The 15,210-nt window shown below is 66.5% G+C and carries 13 protein-coding genes and 1 tRNA gene; 9 read left to right on the plus strand and 5 right to left on the minus strand.

Features of this window, described 5'->3' with window-relative positions; all coding sequences use genetic code 11:
• Positions 1-68 precede the first annotated feature (68 nt).
• The 4 genes from EGD98_RS00725 (at position 69) to EGD98_RS00740 (ending at position 6,749) form a co-directional block, all read left to right on the plus strand.
• Positions 69-785, plus strand: coding sequence for a TrmB family transcriptional regulator sugar-binding domain-containing protein (locus EGD98_RS00725; RefSeq protein WP_328762445.1), 717 nt, complete (start codon positions 69-71; stop codon positions 783-785).
• A gap of 222 nt (positions 786-1,007) precedes the next feature.
• Positions 1,008-5,363 carry a PKD domain-containing protein gene (locus tag EGD98_RS00730; protein ID WP_220586436.1) on the plus strand — a complete coding sequence of 1,452 codons (4,356 nt, stop codon included), beginning with the start codon at positions 1,008-1,010 and terminating at the stop codon, positions 5,361-5,363.
• Positions 5,360-5,920, plus strand: coding sequence for a hypothetical protein (locus EGD98_RS00735; protein WP_220586437.1), 561 nt, complete (start codon positions 5,360-5,362; stop codon positions 5,918-5,920). The genes EGD98_RS00730 and EGD98_RS00735 overlap by 4 nt, the downstream gene beginning before the upstream one ends.
• 85 nt (positions 5,921-6,005) lie before the next feature.
• Complete coding sequence (locus EGD98_RS00740) at positions 6,006-6,749, plus strand: class I SAM-dependent methyltransferase (RefSeq protein ID WP_220588009.1); 744 nt, start codon at positions 6,006-6,008, stop codon at positions 6,747-6,749.
• A gap of 78 nt (positions 6,750-6,827) precedes the next feature.
• On the opposite strand, the gene EGD98_RS00745 is transcribed toward EGD98_RS00740, so the two are convergent.
• On the minus strand, positions 6,828-7,478 hold the full coding sequence (locus EGD98_RS00745; protein ID WP_413229583.1) for a DUF7095 family protein: 651 nt from the start codon (positions 7,476-7,478) through the stop codon (positions 6,828-6,830).
• A gap of 131 nt (positions 7,479-7,609) precedes the next feature.
• Between EGD98_RS00745 and EGD98_RS00750 the strand changes: the two genes are divergently transcribed.
• The 4 genes from EGD98_RS00750 to ncsA all read left to right on the plus strand — a co-directional run bounded on the left by EGD98_RS00750 (position 7,610) and on the right by ncsA (position 11,946).
• The gene (locus EGD98_RS00750) at positions 7,610-8,365 is read left to right on the plus strand and encodes an alpha/beta fold hydrolase (RefSeq protein WP_220586439.1); all 756 of its coding nucleotides are present in this window, start codon (positions 7,610-7,612) and stop codon (positions 8,363-8,365) included.
• A gap of 60 nt (positions 8,366-8,425) precedes the next feature.
• A complete protein-coding gene (locus tag EGD98_RS00755; protein ID WP_220586440.1) occupies positions 8,426-10,243 on the plus strand; it encodes a bacterio-opsin activator domain-containing protein in 1,818 nt (605 codons plus the stop codon).
• A gap of 65 nt (positions 10,244-10,308) precedes the next feature.
• Positions 10,309-10,908 (plus strand): DUF7344 domain-containing protein, encoded by a 600-nt coding sequence (locus EGD98_RS00760; RefSeq protein WP_220586441.1) that lies wholly within the window; start codon positions 10,309-10,311, stop codon positions 10,906-10,908.
• 45 nt (positions 10,909-10,953) lie between these two features.
• Complete coding sequence (gene ncsA / locus EGD98_RS00765; protein WP_220586442.1) at positions 10,954-11,946, plus strand: tRNA 2-thiolation protein NcsA; 993 nt, start codon at positions 10,954-10,956, stop codon at positions 11,944-11,946.
• Positions 11,947-12,427: 481 nt separating this feature from the next.
• On the opposite strand, the gene ftsZ is transcribed toward ncsA, so the two are convergent.
• From ftsZ to EGD98_RS00785, 4 genes are all read right to left on the minus strand, one after another.
• On the minus strand, positions 12,428-13,639 hold the full coding sequence (gene ftsZ / locus EGD98_RS00770; protein WP_220586443.1) for a cell division protein FtsZ: 1,212 nt from the start codon (positions 13,637-13,639) through the stop codon (positions 12,428-12,430).
• Positions 13,640-13,641: 2 nt separating this feature from the next.
• The gene (locus tag EGD98_RS00775; protein ID WP_220586444.1) at positions 13,642-13,824 is read right to left on the minus strand and encodes a ribbon-helix-helix domain-containing protein; all 183 of its coding nucleotides are present in this window, start codon (positions 13,822-13,824) and stop codon (positions 13,642-13,644) included.
• A 214-nt stretch (positions 13,825-14,038) separates the two neighbouring features.
• Positions 14,039-14,665, minus strand: a complete 627-nt coding sequence (locus EGD98_RS00780; RefSeq protein WP_220588010.1) for a CopG family transcriptional regulator — start codon at positions 14,663-14,665, stop codon at positions 14,039-14,041.
• Positions 14,666-14,737: 72 nt separating this feature from the next.
• Positions 14,738-14,953 carry a hypothetical protein gene (locus tag EGD98_RS00785; protein WP_220586445.1) on the minus strand — a complete coding sequence of 72 codons (216 nt, stop codon included), beginning with the start codon at positions 14,951-14,953 and terminating at the stop codon, positions 14,738-14,740.
• Between the two features lie 123 nt (positions 14,954-15,076).
• Here EGD98_RS00785 and EGD98_RS00790 point away from each other — a divergent pair.
• Positions 15,077-15,150 (plus strand) — tRNA-Tyr (locus EGD98_RS00790).
• The last annotated feature ends 60 nt before the right edge of the window (positions 15,151-15,210 follow it).

A 15,210-nucleotide genomic window follows, 5' to 3' on the forward strand; every position in this document is an offset into this window, starting at 1 on the left:
AGCATGAGAATTAATACCGTCCGTGATAAACGAGCGGCATCGAGTTTCACGACCCCTGCATCGAGGCTATCGACGGCTCGGCCAGTATCCGAACGCGGCTCCGGGCGCTGCTGGCCGAGGCTCGCCGCGAGGTGTTGCTGTCGATACCGGTCGAGGCGGTCCCGGTCGTTCGCGACCGCCTGGGGACGGCCATCGAGAACGACGTGGCGGTGTTGCTGTTGCTGTACGGCGACGGCGAGGTCCCAGACGATCTCGACGAACTGGCGACAGTCGTCAGGCGCCTGCCCGGCCAGGTTCCCCTGACCTGCCTGGTCGACCAGTGGCTGACGCTGCTGGGCTGGCCGTGGGTGCTTTCGGACTCCTCGGACGACACGCTCGCGACGTTCGTCGACAGCAGCCACATCACGCTCGGCCTCTTCGGGGAGTTCGTGGGAAACTACTGGTCGATGGGCCGGGAGATACACGTCGCCGACCCGCCCACGCTCCCCCGGCACTACCCGACGTTCCGCGGCGGCGTCCTCGGCGCGACGCTACATCTCAGGCAGGGGTCGAAGATACAGACCACCTGTAAAATCGCTGCGAGCGGCGAGACGGCGCTGCCGGAAACGGAGATAACCGGGCTCGCACTCGACGTGCGCCAGGGGCTGGTCTACCCCATGACCAATCGCTTCCCCTCGGAGAACGGGATGGTGCTTCGCGTCGACGGCGAGCGGGTCACCGTCGGCGGTGTCGGCGCCTACGTCGAGGACTACGCCGCCGAGTCGGTGACGCTGGAACATGCCTGAGGCCGTGCACTCCTGCTCCGGTCGTAGTGTCTGACGCTGTACTGTTCGGGTCGGTCGCTTCTCGCGGCCCCCTCCTTCCTGCCGCTCGAACCTGTTCCCTGAAGTTAATTTTACGAATATTCACCGGCAATTATTAATATTGTAGCTAATATCTGTAGTTATATCCACGAATGAAACGCTGCGCTTGGGGTCGGTACAGACCGACACGGCAGGGGGAAACCGATGGCTACTGACACTGGGTTCGATACTACTGCGACGGCCGGTCGTATCGGTGGATGGTTGCACGTGGTACTCGTTGTCGGCATGGTCGCCGCGCTGGTCGTGGCGCCGACGATACCCGCGGCCGGCGTCGGAGCAGCCACCGACACCGGGGCCAACGAGACAGCGGGTACCGGCAACGACACCGGAGACAGGAGCGCCAACGCGACCGCGAACGGTACTGGAGACAGGGACGCCAACGCGACTACCAACGACACTGCCGGACCGCCGGTCGAGTTCTGGTCGGCACCGCCGGACCCGGAGCCCGAGACGAAGACACAGCCCGACGGGACGACGTTCGAGGCCCGGCTGTGGGGGAACGCCTTCCGCAACGGCTGGGAGACGACGGACAACTACACTATCCGGCAGAACGAATCGGGCTGGTGGCACTACGTCCGCGCGGAAGACGGGAACCTCGTCGCGACCGACCGACGCGTCGGTATAGACTCGCCGTCGGGACTCGACGAACGCGCCCGGCCGGCAGGGCCGTCCGAGCCGCAACTGGCCGCCGCCACGGATTCGGACGGTACGTCGTCGACCGTCGAGCTGTCCCCGGGTTCGGAGGCCGGACAGACCGATGTCCCGATGCCCGTCGTCTTCGCGAACTTCACGGACAGGAAGCCGACCTACACGAGCGAGTCGTTCGCCGACCTCTACTTCGGGTCGAGCCCCGACGAAGCCTCCGGACCCGGGAGCTTCAGGGAGTACTTCCTCGAAGTCAGCGGCGGGCGTGTGAACTTCACCGCCGGACCGGGCGTCATCGGCTGGCTCGACACCAGTTTCACGCACGACGAGGCGGGTGCGAGCTACGACGCAGCTGGTGAGTACGCCAGAGAGGCGGTCCGGAACGCCGACGACAGGACTGACTTTTCGGCATACGACTACGACGAAGACGGGGAGGTTCGCGTGGCCGTCATCCACCCGGGCCCTGGAGAGGAGGTCACGGGGGACGCCACCGACATCTGGTCACACCGGTCGTGGTTTTACCCCGGCATCGAGACCGACGACGGCGTCACCGTCACGGGGTATAGCCTCCAGCCCGAGACGGTTCCGCCGGGCGACCAGAACACTATCGGCGTGTTCGCTCACGAGACCGGCCACCTCGTCTTCAACTGGCCGGACCTCTACCCGACCGAGACGACTCCGGGCATCGACAACTGGGGGCTGATGGGCGGCGGGAGCTACGGGAGCGTCACCCGCAGCGGCGACTCGCCGGTCCACCCGATTGCCTGGACCAAACGAGAGGCGGGGTGGGCGACGACGACCCGTATCGCGCCGGACGACCAGCCGGGCATCCTCCCGCCGTCTTCTGCGGAAAACGAGTTCTACCGCATCGGCGACGACAGCGCGACCAGCGGCAGGCACTTCGTGCTCTCCTATCGCGCGCTCGATGGGTTCGACCGGGGGCTCGGCCGGTGGTTCAAGAACCCCGGATTGCTGGTCTGGAACACGAGCAACGCCGGGGTCTTCGACGGCGGGGACCTCACCCACACCTACCGCGCAGGCTCCGGCGGCACGTTCAGCGCGGCCGACTGTGCGGACTGTCGTGAGGCCGTCGAACTCACCAACATCACGAGGACCCACGACTCGGTCCTGTTCAACGACCCGCCGCGACGGGCGCTCGATGCCAACGCGTCGGCCGTCTACGCCGTCCCGGTGAACACGACGCTCCCTGACGGTCGGACCGTCGGCGACGAGTGGCGCCTCTCCTCGCGCGTTTCCTGGGCGGACAACGGCAGCGACCTGGACCTCTTGCTGCGGGGCCCCGACGGGAAGCTGACCGACACGAGTGCGGCGACCGAGACGAGCTACGAGGCGGTCCGGACTCCTGGCACGCCCGAGAGCGGCGGCTGGAAGCTGGTCCAGACCGCCGGCGACGCGCCGGTCGACTACTACAGCGCCACGACGTACCCGACGCTCCCGCTTCCGACGAACGTCACCGCCAACGCCACCGACGCCGCCGCGCCGGATACTGTGGCAGTGAACGTCTCAGTCTTCACCGGGAGTCAGCCCTACGAGACCGGCGCATTCGACCAGCTGAACGCCTCTTCGTTCACCGTCACGGTCGGCGGCGAGACGGTGGCGGCCGAGAACGTCAGCGTCGCCAAGCGGTCGAGGGGCGAGTACATGCTGACGATTACGCCCCCCGAGCGGTCGACCGGCGACACCATCGACCTCGCTGTCACCGCCACGGATACCAAGGTCGGCGTCACGCACACGACCAACACCTCGACGACGACAGTGACCGACGACGGGTCGAACACTGCGCCCGAAGCTGCCGTCTCGGCTAACCGGACGAATGTCACGACCGGGGAGACGATAGCGTTCGACGCGAGCAACTCGACCGACGCCGACGGCTCGATAACGAGTTACGAGTGGGCTCTCGGTGACGGCGCGACGGCCAACGGCTCCCAGGTGGCCCACACGTTCGCCTCGAACGGGACCTACACCGTCGAGCTGACCGTCATGGACGACGACGGGGCGACGAACACGACGACCGTCTCCGTCGAGGTTGCCGACCCGAACGAGGCCCCCGAGGCGCTGGCGGTGGCCAACCGGACGACCGTCACGGTCGGTGAGGCTATTGCCTTCGATGCGAGCGACTCGCTCGACCGCGACGGGTCGATAGCGGCCTACGACTGGACCTTCGGCGATGGGAACGGGAGCGCCGTCCAGCAGCCGGTCCACGAGTACGCTTCGGCCGGAACCTACACCGTGACGCTGTGGGTCACGGACGACGACGGCGCGGCCGACAACGCGACCCTCACGGTCGAAGTGACCGACCCGAACGAGGGGCCCGACGCGTACGCGTCTGCCAACCGAACGAACATCACGGTCGGTGAGACGGTCGGGTTCGACGCCCGCCAGTCGGCTGACTCCGACGGCTCGATAGCGAGCTACGAGTGGGAGTTCGGTGACGGCGCGACCGCCACCAGTGACCGAACGGCCCACGCGTTCGACTCGGCCGGGACCTACACTGTGACGCTGACTGTGACGGACGACGACGGCGCGACGGATACGGCGACCGTCACTGTCGAGGTGACCGAGCCCAACGCGGCGCCCGATGCCGACGTCTCGGCGAACCGGACGACCGTCACGGTCGGCGAGACGATAGCCTTCGACGGCAGCAACTCCACCGACCTGGACGGCTCGATAGCCAGCTACGAGTGGGCCTTCGACGACGGCGCGACGTCGACCGGCGAAGGAACGACCCACGCCTTCGCCTCGAACGGCACGTACACGGTCGCGCTCACTGTTACCGACGAGGACGGCGCCACCGACAGCGCGTCGGTCACTGTCGAGGTGAGCGAACCGAACACGGCGCCCGAAGCGGCGGTGTCGGCCAACCGAACCAACGTCACGACCGGCGAGGCAGTCGCGTTCGACGCGAGTAACTCGACCGATTCGGACGGCACGCTCACGAGCTACGCGTGGAACTTCAGTGACGGGGCGACGGCCAACGGGTCTCAGGCAACACACGCATTCGTCGCGAACGGGACCTACACCGTCGAACTGACCGTCACCGACGAGGACGGTGCGACGGACACGACGACCGTCGCCATCGAGGTGAACGAAAGTGACGGCGGGAGCTCGGGCAACTCCAACGGCGGTGACGACGGGAGTTCCGACGACGACGGCAACACCGGCGGAAGCACCGGCGGCAGCACCGGCGGCAGCACCGGCGGCAGCACCGGCGGAAGCACCGGTGGCAGCACCGGCGGAAGCACCGGCGGAAGCACCGGTGGCAGTGCCGGTGGAAGCACCGGCGGTGTCGGCGGCGCAGCGACGGCCGGCAACAGCTCCGAGACCGACGCCGGCAACGCGACGAACACCACTGACACCGCCGGAGAGACGGACGGCAACGTTTCGGTCAGCGTCGACACCGAGAGCCCCGCTACCGGGGAGACGGTCAACGTGACGCTCGACGTCGGTGACATGGCCGCCGAGAACGACTCGATGACGGTCGTTTGGGTCCACGACAACCGAACTGTCGACCGGACCACGGTCGCGATGTCGTCGGCCGACTCGGGGACGGTGGCGGTCTCGCGCTCGTTTAGCAGTCCCGGCGAGTACGAGGTCCGGTACGCGAACCGAACGGCGACGACTATCTCGGTCGCCGCCGCGAACACCAGTGACCCACAGCCCGCGGCCACGTCGCCGGGCGTCCAGTCGACCGCGACGGCCCAGCCGTCACCGACGGCGACACGCTCGTCGACTCCGACGAACGCGACAGGAACCACCTCGGGCGGCAGCGGTCCGGGCTTCGGTGTCCTGGGCGCGCTCGTGGCCGTTCTGGTGGTGGGTTGGCGCCGACGATGACCGACTCACCGACCCGGCGGCGATACCTCGCCGCTGCGAGCGCTGTCCTGGGCCTCGCTGCGGGCTGTCTCGAACGCGATGAGTCGACAGCCGGGACGACGACGGCCACGGGGACGGCGACAGACACCCCGAGCAGCGACCAGTCAGTCACCGTAACGCGGTCGCGGACGAGCGCCCGGGCACCGACAGACTGGGAACGGACGCTGCGGGTCTCGACGGCCGACGGCCGCGTGACCGAGACACTCGTCTGTGGCGACACCACCAGGACGGACTCGGCGACACTGCCCGAGTCGGAACTGGACCCGTTCCGCGACCTGGCGGGGTCGGACGCGGTCACAGAGCTGGACTCCCGATACGACTGCGAGGAGCGGTGTCCGACCGATATCCCGCCGACGACGCTCACCATCACGACGCCCGGCGTCGACCGAACCGTGACGGTCGAGGCCGGAGCGGAGACCCCAGCGTTGCTGGACCGGGTGATGAATGCGCTGGACGACACGAGCCAGCACGTCTCGACGGACGGCTGTGCCCCCACCCCGCCGACCGAGACGCGGTAGGACCGCGAGCTATTTGGGGCCCAATCGAGTTAGTCCGCCCGTGCGACGCTTCTCCGCCGACTATCTCTCGGACACCCGTTCGGGGATGTGGGCCGACTCTCGCGAGGCACTCGTGGATCTCGCACTCGACGACTGCGACCGCGTCCTCGACGTCGGCTGTGGCACCGGGGAACTCACCCGCGTCCTTCGGGAGGAGAGCGACGGCGACGTGGTGGCGCTCGACGCCGACGCGGACCTGCTGGCCTCGGTCCCGGGACCGACCGTCAGGGGTGACGCCACGCGGCTCCCCGTCGAGGACGACAGCTTCGACCTTGTAATCTGTCAGGCCCTGCTCATCAACCTCCCCGACCCCGCCGCTGCGGTCCGGGAGTTCGCCCGCGTGGCGAGCGACCGCGTCGCGGCCGTCGAGCCCAACAACGGCGCGGTCACGGTCCAGTCGACCGTCGACAGCGAGCCGCCGCTCGCTCGGCGCGCCCGCGAGCGCTTCCTCGACGGTGTCGACACCGACGTGGAACTCGGGGCCGACGCCGCCGACGTCTTCGAGGCGGCCGGCCTCGACGTCGTCTCGACCCGCCGATACGACCAGGAACTGACCGTCGAGCCACCGTACGGCGAGCGCGCAGTCAGAGCCGCCCGCCGGAAGGCCACCGGCGAGGGGCTGGCGACCGACCGCGAGACGATTCTCGCGGGCGAGACCACGCCGGAGGAGTACGACGCGCTACGCGAGCAGTGGCGCGAGATGGGACGGGCGGTCGTCGGGCAGATGGGGACCGGCGACTACGAGCGCCGGGAGACGGTCCCCTTCTTCGTCACTGTGGGACGGGTGTGACCGCTCCACGGCTCCCGTCACTCACGGGTCGTTCCTCCCCGTTCGCTTTCGAGGTCGCTCACTGTGTTCGCGACCTCGCTATACGATATCCCCACGGACCGTCGCCCCCTCCTGTCGGTCCCGGTAGGCCCGCACCGCGTCGGCGGCTTCGTCGGCCTCGTCGGCCGCCATCCCGAGCATCTCCAGGGCACCCGACAGCGTCGGCAGGACGAACTCGCCGTCCCGGAGTTTCTGGAAGGCCTCGGGCGACCGCTGTCCTTCCACCCAGAGACACGCGCCCCGTGGGTCCAGAATCTGCTCGTAGTCGTCGCGGGCCATCGCGCCCTTGAGCCGCTGGGTGACGTTGTCGTCGAAGGAAGCGTTACACACTTCCAGATGGATGGGCTCGTCAGTGTCGTCGGGGAGGAGGTGAGCGGCCAGACACTTCTCGGGGGCGGCGTGGCCGCTCGCGTTTGCCCGCAGGTAGTCGGGATGTTCGTCGGCCCACTCGGCCCGGACTGTCTTGCCCACGCCGTCGACGCCGTGACTCTTCTCGAACTCTTCGCTGCGCTCGGGGGCGTCCTTGAACAGGATGTCCTTGGTGACGTAGACGTCCAGGCGCTCGATGGGGTCGAGCCCGAGCGCCACGTCGCCGTACACCCACACCTCCCGGACCGGTACCGGCATGGTCTCGGACTCGACTGTCTCGACGATGTCCTCGACGCGGGCGACGGCGGCCGCGCGGTCCATACTCATTGTCCCCCGTTGTGGGCCGGCGGGCAAAACGCTGACTCTCCGTGGTTGGCACCGTCGCCGACAACACTCCGTGGGTTGACCGGCGTTTGACGGGGTGTTTTCACTCTCTCCGGCGAAGCCGTGGTATGCAGATTCGGATCTACGACGACGGTGCGGGTCGCCGGTCCGCCAGTGGTACCGACGAGGTTCGGGACTGCCTGTTCGTGCTGGGCTGGGGGAACCGCTGTCGTCACGAGAACGTCCAGTGGCTCGTCGACCGGCTCGCCGAGCGCTACCGCGTCCACGTCGCCGAGTTGCCCACCCACATCACCGATGTCGAGCGCGAGTGGGTCACGCCGCTTGCGGAGTACGCGGCCGACCTCGACCGCTTTCACGTCCTGAGCCACAGCGCCGGCGGGCTGGCAGTCGCCCACCTCGAGGCCGATGGGCTGGGCAACTGCGTCTACCTCAGCCCCTGGTGGGGCAGCGACTACCCGCTGCCCGCCTTCGTCTTGGGCGCTCTCACGTCGCTCCCGATATCGAGGCCCGTCGTCCCGTTCAGCGAGCTCGAGGCCGACGCGCTGGGCTCGCTCGCGACCGACCAGCAGGTCGCGGACGCCCCCACGGCCGCGTCGCCGGCCTTCCTCGGGACCATCGACCGCGCACAGCGACGGCTCCCGCCGGCCCGCGAGAACGCCGTGGCATTCTGTACGCTCACGGACGCTATCGTCGACCCGCGGGCGGTCGGCCACCGGCTCCCGGCCGATCGTATCCGGCTGTACGACGGCGGCCACGAGCTGTTCTCCTCGACTGCCAGGGAGGCGCTCACCGAGACGGTCCTCGAGGCGCTCGAACGGGGGCCCGCGGGACTTCGGGCCGCCGACCCTCGTGAGGCTCAGTAGCATTTGGTGGGCCTGTTCCACCGGCGGAACAGTTATCTCTTTCAGTATAGTTGACACCACATGGAGGGCCGTTCGGTGCTCGACGAAATCTACGCCGCGACGCTGCGGGTGTTCACCGACAGCGACGAGCCGACGGCCCCTCGAACCACACCGGAGGTCGCCGCGGAACTGGACTGTGGCCGCCGCGCCACCCACAAGCGGCTGGAACATCTGGTCGACGTGGGGGAGCTCCGTACGAAGAAAGTCGGCGCGGGCGCCCGGGTCTGGTGGTCCCCGTCCGACACCGACTCACGTGACCGCCGCCGACTCAGGGAGCTACTGACCCACGCCGAGCGGCTGGGCGACGTCGGCGCCTGGGAGTACGACATCGACGACGCGGAGCTGTTCTGGACCGACGGGACCTATCGGATACACGGCGTCGACAGGGAGTACGAACCGGAGCTCGAGACAGCACTGGAATTTTTCCATCCCGAGGACAGGTCGACGATTCGTCGGCTGTTCGAGAGCTGCGCCGAGACCGGCACCCCTTACAGCGCGGAGCCGCGCCTGATTACAGCGGACGGTGAGACGCGCTGGGTCAACGTCTCCGGGGAAGCCATCGCCGAGGGCGGCCACGAGAAGGTCCGGGGCTATCTTCAGGATATCACCGCCCAGAAGGAGGAACTCCTCGAGAGCCAGCGCGCGGACCTGGAGGTCTTGAACAGCCTCAACGCCGTCGTCCGACAGCTCACCGACGCCGTCATCGACCAGTCGACGCGGGCCGAGATAGAGGCGACGACCTGCGAACGGCTGGCCAGCGCAGAGCCCTATCGATTCGCGTGGATTGCCACGATAGACCCGGTCACGCTGGATTTCATCCCGCGGGTAGAACACGGCTGTGAGGGGTACGTGACCGAGACCGACCTCACATCGAACCCGACGGAGCCCGGTGGACAGGGCCCCGCTGGCCGAGCTGTCCGTACCCAGGAGATGCAGTTCTCGCGGGACGTCTACGCCGACCCCGATTTCGAGCCCTGGCTGGACCTGGCAGAGCGCTACGGCTACCGCTCGATGGCCGTCATCCCCATCGTCTTCGAGGAGACGCTGTATGGCACTCTCGGTATCTACTCGGAGCGGGCCGGTGCCTTCGGGCAGGCCGAACGCGAGGTACTGGAAGGTATCGGCGAGATAGTCGGGCACGCCATCGCCGCCGTCGAGCGCAAGCAGGCGCTGCTCTCCGACGAGGTCGTCGAGCTCGCCTTCCGCTTCGGTAACGCCGACAGCCGGATGGGTATCCCGCCGTCGTTCGAGGCCTCCCTGGAGTTCGAGAGCACGCTGTCGCTCGGTGACGGCGTCTTTCTGGTCTACTGCACGGCGACAGATGTCGACCCGGAGTCGATGACGGCAGTTGTCGACAGCGACGAAATCCGATACATCGAGGACGTTACGCTGCTCGGGGAGACAAACGGCGACTACGAACTCGAAGTCAAGATGGTCGACCCGCCGGTGCTCTCGACCGTCGCGAGCCTGGGCGGCTACGTCTCTAACGTGACCATCACCGGCGACAGTACCACGATGACCGTCCACCTCGCGGCCGACGGGGACGTCTCCGAAGCCATCGACCGAATCAGGGACGCCGAACACGACGTCGAGATGCTCCGCCGCCGCCAGATGACCCGGCCCGTCCGCTCGTTCGGCGGGCTCCTCAAGCGGCTCCCCGACTCGCTGACCGAGCGCCAGCGAGCGACGCTGGACGCGGCGTACTTCATGGGGTACTTCGACTGGCCGCGTGAAAGCTCCGGGCCGGAAGTGGCAGAGCGGCTCGGCGTGAGCTCCTCTACCTTCCACCAGCACCTCCGGAAAGCCGAAGCGAAGCTACTCGACGCCGTCTTCGAATAGCTATCGTCGGGATGTCACATATTTCCGGCAGGACACGTATCCACCGACCGCCTGTATCTGTGCCAATGAAAACCGCCCAGTGTTCGCGACCCGACCGCCGTCAGCTGTCCGCCGCCCTGGCCGACCAGCGGTCGAGGCACCTCCTGAGCTGTCTCCAGGACAGCCCCGCGACCGTTCGAGACCTGGCCGTCGCCCTCGCGGCGACGGAACTCGGCTGTGCACGCTCGGCCGTGACGCCGTCCGACCGACGGCAGCACCGCCGGCAACTCGACCAACACTACCTGCCCCGGCTGACCGACGCCGGGCTCCTCGACCGGTCCCCCGACGGCTTCGTCCGCTATGTCCCCGCAACGCTGGAGCGCTTCGACGTCCGGTTCCCGTCGCTGGAGGAGCCGGCCAACCCCACGTGGGCGGCCGCCGCGGCGGTGCTCGCGCGTGCGTACCGCTACTCGCTTGTCGCTGTCCTCGCCGAGCGGGAGTCGGTCTCGCTGTCGCGGCTCGCCGACCGACTGGCGACCACCGACGGAGTGACCGCGACGCCGCGCGAACTCGCTATCGCCTGCCATCACATCGACCTCCCGAAACTGGCCTCGGTCGACCTGCTGAGCTACGACGCCGACGCCCGAACTGTCAGGAGTGGGCCCGCCATCGAGACGGTGCTGTAGGCGCGAGACGAAACCCTCAGGGCGACCCGGACGTACCCTGAACTAATGGAGTGTGACAAGTGCGGGTCCGACGCGGTGTTGCACGCGGCCTACTCCGGCCTCTATCTCTGTGAGGACCACCTCTGTCGGGCCGTCGAGAAACGCCTTCGCCGCCGGGTGCGCGAGGACGGGCTCGTCCCCGACGACGCGACGCCCGAAGAGCCCGAGACCTGGGTCATCGGTCTCTCCGGGGGCAAAGACAGCGTCGTCCTCACGCACATCCTCTATGACATCTTCGAACGCGACCCCAGAATCGAACTCGTCGCCCTCTCCATTCACGAGGGCATCGAGGGGTACCGCGACAAGAGCCTCGACGCCTGTGAGGAACTGACCGAGGAGCTTGGCATCCGCCACGAGGTCGTCTCCTACGAGTCCGAATTCGGTGTCCAGATGGACGACGTCGTCGAGGACGACCCCGAGGGGATGGCCGCCTGTGCGTACTGTGGCGTCTTCCGCCGCGATATCCTCTCCCGGTACGCCGAGAAACTGGGCGCGGACAAACTGCTGACGGGCCACAACTTAGACGACGAGGCCGAGACGGCGCTGATGAACTTCCTGGAGGGCGACGTCGACCAGATTGCCAAGCACTTCGACGCCTCGCTGGGGCCGTTCGAGGGCGGCGACGCGTCAGTCGAGGGGACCCGCGCGACACAGGACCACCACGTCCCCAGAGCCAAGCCCCTGCGTGACGTGCCCGAGAAGGAAATCGCGCTGTACGCTCGCTTCCGTGACCTCCCGGCCCACATCACCGAGTGCCCCCACGCCTCGGAGGCCTATCGGGGCGAGATTCAGGAGTTGATGCTCGGTCTGGAGGAGAACCATCCCGGAACCCGTCACTCCATCATGGCCGGCTACGAGAAACTCGCCGCGCTGGCGGCCGACGCCTTCGGCGGCGAGGACAGTGACAGGGACTTCGGCGAGTGTGACAACTGCGGTGCGCCCACCGCTCGCGACATCTGCCGGAAGTGCAATCTGCTCGAGGCGCTAGAGGCGGTCTGACTAGCTGTTTTTGTCTTCGCTGTAGACCGCACAGAGAGCCAGAAAGCCCCGCCAGTAATCCCCGGGGGAGTCACCTCTAACAGCCAGAAAGCCCCCGGACGCTCGACGGCTGCGACTCGCTGTGCCCTTCGCTCACTGCGTTCGCTCCAGTGCTTACTTCGTCTCGCTCGTCGAGCGTCCGGCCCCTTTCAGTCCCGCCCGTAGCCGGTTGGTCAGCCGGCATGGGTGGGACTGAAAGGGGCGGCTGGCTAGGCGAAGGCGGACGACGTAAGCACCGAAACGAACGGAGTGAGTGAGGAGCGCAACGAGTCCACCGAGCCTAGCCAGCCGGGGCTTTCTAGCTGTCAGTAATGGTTATGACGCGTCTCGCTAGCCGTCTTTCTGGCTGTTGTCACTCGCTGGCGTCGCAATCACTCAGGTCTCAGCCTTCACAAAAAGGAGGGGGTCCTGTCCCTCGAAAAACGGAGAACGAGGTCGAACGTTACTCGCTCGTTCGGACGACGTCGAGACCGTTGTTCTTCTCTTTCGTGCTGCGGCCGCCGTCCGTCTCGCCGTAGCCGGCACTGCTGCCGCCGGCGCCGCCGGCGCTCTCGAAGTTCTCGGAGGCGTCGAAGGAGGTGTCGTCGTCGACCTCCTGAATCGCCTCGCGGGACTTGTTGGCCTGCTTCTGGGTGGACGGCCCCAGGACCTGTGCGGACTGGACGCCGGTCATGATAGCCATGACACGGACCTTGCCCTTGTACTCCTCCTGGATGCGGGCGCCCCAGATGACGTTGGCGTTGGCCTCCAGTCGCTCGGTGATGTTCTGTGCGATGCCCTCGGCCTCCTTCAGCGTGAGGTCCGGGCCACCCGTGATGTGGACGAGTCCGCCGCTCGCGCCGCGGTAGTCCACGTCCAGCAGGGGGTGGTTCATCGCGTCCTTGACCACTTCTTCGGTCTTGTTCTTGTCCTGTGTCTCACCCACCAGCATCACCGCGACGCCGCCCTGGTTCATGATGCTAGTCATGTCGGCGTAGTCGAGGTTGATGAGGCTGGGCTGGGTAATCGTCTCCGAGATGCCCTTGACGGTCTCGGCGATGATCTGGTCCATCACCGAGAACGCTTTGCCGATGGGCAGGTTCGGGACGTAGTCGAGCAGACGGTTGTTGTCCAGCACGATGATGGAGTCGGCTTCGTTGCGAAGCTTCTCTAAGCCTTCCTCGGCTTTCACCGTGCGGGCGCGCTCGACGTTGAACGGCGTCGACACCATGCCGACGACGATGGCGCCCTGCTCTTTGGCGATTTTCGAGACGACCGGTGCGGCGCCGGTCCCGGTCCCGCCACCCATACCGGCGGTGACGAAGACCAGGTCCGCATCGCCCAGGACCTCCTTGATGGTCCCCTGTGCCATCTCGGTCGCGCGCTCGCCCATCGAGGGGTCGCCACCCGCGCCCAGGCCGTTGGTGAGGGACTTGCCGACCAGTATCTTCGTGTCGGCCTCGATCATCTTGAGGTGCTGTTTGTCCGTGTTGATGGCCACGGTGTCGGCCCCTTCGACGCCGATGTTGTAGAGGCGGTTGACCGTGTTGTTGCCGGCGCCACCGCAGCCGACGATGACGATGCGGGGGTCACCGAACCCGTCGACGTCCTCGTCGGACAGCTTCTGCTGTTCCTGCTCGTCGCGTTCGAGGGCTTCGTTGACGATGTCCTGCATCGTTACACCCTCGCCCACGTTCGTTTGTCTTTCTCGGAGGCACGTTCCGAGCCCTCTTGCTCGGACAGCATCTCCCGGACGGCCGACCGGATAGCCTCACTCCGGTTGGGGTATTCCCCCGTATCGACCATCTGTTCGACCTCTTCTATCTGCTGCTTCGGAATCCGTAGTGTCACACGCTCCATGGTTATTTCCCTTTGGGTAAGACGATCCAAACGGGCCGTGTTTACGGCCCGCCTGACTGTTTTACACACCGAAATCGACCGACGGCGGCGGGTATGCCACCGCGACCCCGGCTGTGTAAGACGACCGTCTTACGCACGATGTACCACAGACTATGGGATAATAAAAGTTCCGCCGAGTGTATGACAAACTCGTGTTTACGGCGGTAAGGTTCTCCTACTCCCTGTTTGCGCCACTTCTGGACTGTTCGAGCACGTCCGCAGCGGGGGTCCGTCGCCCGCATCCGGGGCAGAATCCCCAGTCCGACCGGAGCTCGTCACCGCAGTCACAGAACACGCGCCGGGAGGCCTTCTCCCCGCAGTTCGGACAGTACACGTGCGAGGAACCCAGGTTCTCGCCACACTGGGCGCAAGAGGACTGCCCGCTGGCCTCCGCGTTTTCACGGCTCTCGGGTGCTGTCTTACGGCCCTCGCGGTCGTGTGATACACCCGCCGTCGCAGTGTCTGCATCCGTGTCTGACGCACGTCTGCTCTCGGCCCGTTCCTCGGTTACAGACCCACTATCGGCGTCGAGCGTGATGTTTACATTCACGTCTTGTGGCTGGTGGGTCGGTGTCGGCGCCTCCAGCCGGTCGGCGATGAGTGCGTCGACGCGGTCGGCGATGAGCGCGTCGATGCTCTCGGTGTCGGTGACTGCCTCGTCCGCGTCCGACGCGCTCTCCGATGACGCCTCGCCATCGAGATACGCACGGAGTGCCTCGCGCATGACCTGGCTCTTCGAGGCGTCGAACTCCTCGAGGCGGTCGACGAGGTCGTCGTCAGCGCGGAACGTTATCTTGCTCATCCGACTCGTCATACAGGTTGTCTCCCGGGTATTTCAATCTTCCCGCTGTGTCTGACGCCCGTCGTCTCGGCGTCAGCGCGGGTCGTAGCCGGCGCTCCAGGAGAGGTCACAGAAGGGGCACTCGATGCGGTAGTTGTCCGAACCGAGGAGTTTCGACTCGACCGTGACCGAGAGCTCGCCCGCCTCGCGGGCGCACTCGACGTGGAACCCCTCCCCACAGTGGTCACAGGTCACCGACTGGAGTTCGTTGGTGAGCGGGTCACCACAGTAGTCACAGTCTCCAAGCACACCCCTCCCTACGCTTACCTCTGATTTACATATTGTGTGCGAATGCGCATATGTTACGGGACCGCGTACGCTTCGCGAATAACAATCCTTAAGTCTTGACCACGGGCTATTTTCGATTGCAGACCGCCCTTAGCTCAGACTGGTAGAGCAGTCGACTGTAGATCGACTTGTCCCCCGTTCAAATCGGGGAGGGCGGATGAACGAAGTGAATCCAGCCGAGCCGATCTGAACACGAGTGTCGCACGCAGTGAAACCAG

Source organism: Haloarcula salinisoli (assembly GCF_019599405.1).
Lineage (GTDB): Archaea > Halobacteriota > Halobacteria > Halobacteriales > Haloarculaceae > Haloarcula > Haloarcula salinisoli.